Annotated in this window: 2 protein-coding genes; one reads left to right on the top strand and one right to left on the bottom strand. The window is 75.6% G+C overall.

Going from position 1 to position 2,506, the window contains the following annotated elements:
• Positions 1-22 precede the first annotated feature (22 nt).
• Positions 23-1,018 carry a DUF5937 family protein gene (locus ACOV8S_RS15975; protein ID WP_448318483.1) on the bottom strand — a complete coding sequence of 332 codons (996 nt, stop codon included), beginning with the start codon at positions 1,016-1,018 and terminating at the stop codon, positions 23-25.
• Positions 1,019-1,147: 129 nt separating this feature from the next.
• On the opposite strand from ACOV8S_RS15975, the gene ACOV8S_RS15970 reads away from it, so the two are divergent.
• Positions 1,148-2,476, top strand: a complete 1,329-nt coding sequence (locus tag ACOV8S_RS15970; protein ID WP_448318482.1) for an MFS transporter — start codon at positions 1,148-1,150, stop codon at positions 2,474-2,476.
• The last annotated feature ends 30 nt before the right edge of the window (positions 2,477-2,506 follow it).

The raw sequence follows: 2,506 nt of genomic DNA, 5'->3' as shown, positions 1-2,506 counted from the left end.
GGCCCAGGGGGCCAGGGGGTCTTCACGCTGCAGGGGGACACAGCAGGGAGTCCGCGACGGCGGTGCGGGCGTAGAGGACGGAGCGGCCGTTGCGGTGGGCGGTGACCAGGCCGGCGTCGCGCAGCGCGGTCAGGTGCTGGGAGACCCCGGCGGGGGAGAGGCCGCAGTGCTGGGCGAGGTCGGTCGTGGAGGCGGGGACCTCCAGCTCGGCCAGCAGGAGGGCGCGGGAGCGGCCGAGGACGGCGGCGATCGCGTGGGTGGAGGCGGTGGTGCGCCCCTCCCACAGCAGGCCTACGCCGCGGGCGGGGTAGGCGACCTGCGGCGGTTCGGGCGGCACCGCCCGGGTCAGCGGCCCGGGCCAGGTGAAGGCGGAGGGGACCAGCAGCAGGCCCGGACCGGACCCGGTGCGCGAGAGCCCGGCCTGACGACGCAGCAGCCGGAGCGCGCCGTCGTCCCAGCGCACGGAGTCGTGCAGGTCGTTCAGGACGTGCGCGGAGCCGTGCTCGGCGGTCTGCCGGGCGCGGTGGAACACGTCCGCCTCCAGCAGCTTGCGGATGCGGGCCCAGTAGGGCGCGAGCGCCGCCTCCCAGTAGGTCTCGATCTCCGCGGCGAGCTTGTCCAGGGCGGCCTGAGGGGCCCTCTCCAGCAGCCGCAGCCGGACTTCGGCGCGCGGCTCGGGGTCCGCGTCCAGCAGACACGCCACGTCCGCCCGGACCCGGGCCGGGTCGGTGCCGCGGATCGCGTCGAGCTCCTCGGCCAGGGAGGCGAACGGTGCGGCAGGCAGCGGGGTGAGGAAGTCGGCGAGGTAGTTCCGCGGGGGCACCAGCGCGGCCAGCCAGCCCTGGTCCAGTCCGGCCTCACGGACCCGCGGACGCACCTGGGCCAGCCAGCTCCGGTACGGCGGCGGCTCGGTCCCGGCGGACAGCAGCCGGAAACTGGTGACCACCTCCCACATGGGGGAGACGGCGAAGCGGGTCTGCGCCAGGTCCGTCGCCGAGAAGGTGAGCTCTGCTTCCACGCAACCCCCGTCGCGTCACGCGGGCGGGCCCGACCGGTCCGATCACCGGCGCGATCCCCGCAAGTCCGTTGGATTCGGTCTGAGCTTAATCAATAGGGACACGGCGGTGACCAGGGCCAGCCTCCTCACATGTTCTCCACCCTCCGCGGCCTCCCCGCTACCGTTCGGACCCTCTTCGCGGGCACGATCATCAACCGGATCGGCTGCATGGTCACGCCGTTCATGGTCTTCTTCCTCGCCTCCCGGGGCGTCACCGGCGCCGAGACCTCGCTGATCCTCGGCGCGCTCGGTGCGGGCGGCCTGCTGGGACCGGCCGTCGGCGGACTGCTCGCCGACCGGATCGGCCGCCGACCGACCATGCTGATCGGGCTCGTCGGCACCGCGGCCGCGCAGGGCGCGCTCTTCCTGGCCCCGGGCGTCGCCCTGATGGCGGCGGCCGCGCTGCTGGTCAGCGCCACCAACGCGATGGTCTCCCCGGCCGTCTACGCGCTGATGGCCGACTCGGTGGACGGGCCGCACCGCAGGCAGGCGTACGCGCTGTTCGGCTGGGGGATCAACATCGGCACCTCGATCGCCGGCGTGCTCGGCGGATTCCTGGCGGCGCACGGGTACTGGCTGCTGTTCGCCGTCGACGCCGCCTCGATGCTGGCGTACGCCCTGGTGGTGGCGACCCGCCTGCGGGAGACCCGGCCCGCGGCGCGGGGCGCGCACGAGGCGGAGGCGTCCGGTGTCGTGGCGGCCGAGGTGACGGCGACGGGCGGGCCCGAGGCGGCGGTCACGGCGGCCGGGGCGGCGGTCACGGCGGCCGGGGCGGCCGGGGCGGGCGCCGGGACCGCGGTGAAGGGCACCCGCGGGCCAGGTGCCGGGTACGGGATCGTGGTGCGGGACCGGCTGATGCTGCTGGTGCTGCCGGTGCTGGGCGTCCAGTCCTTCGTGTACGCGCTCACCGAGGCCGCGCTGCCGCTGGCGATCAGCGGGAGCGGGCTGTCCCCCACGGTCTACGGGACGCTCGGGGCGGTCAACGCGGCGCTGGTGGTGCTGCTCCAGCCGCTGGTGACCACCCGGCTCGCCCACCTGCCGCAGCTGTCCGTGCACGCGGCGGGCAGCGTGCTGGTCGCGGTGGGGGTGGCGATGACCGGGCTGGCCGACGGTGTCGCCGGGTTCGTCGTCTCGGTGGTGGTCTGGTCGCTGGGCGAGGTGGTGGTGGCCGGCATCAGCGCCACCGTGATCTCGCACCTGGCCCCGCCGCACGCCCGTGGCCGCTACCAGGGCGCCCTGAACTGGACGTGGGGCGTGGCCCGGTTCACCGCCCTGACCGTGGGCGTCCTGCTCTACACGGCGGCCGGTCCGGCGGTGCTGTGGTGGACGGCCCTGGTCGCGGGGGTGACGGCCTCGGCGCTCTCGCTCGGCCTGGCCCGACGCGTCACGGCCCGCACCCGGCACGCGCTGGCCGCCTGAACCGTCGGGAGGCGGGGACAGGGCGGGGCG

The organism is Streptomyces sp. CO7 (assembly GCF_053474865.1).
This window is presented reverse-complemented; position numbering and strand designations above follow the sequence as displayed.

Excerpts from the sequence above, each read along its gene's own strand:
- ACOV8S_RS15970 (WP_448318482.1), top strand. The coding sequence starts at position 1,148 with ATGTTCTCCACCCTCCGCGGCCTCCCCGCTACCGTTCGGACCCTCTTC.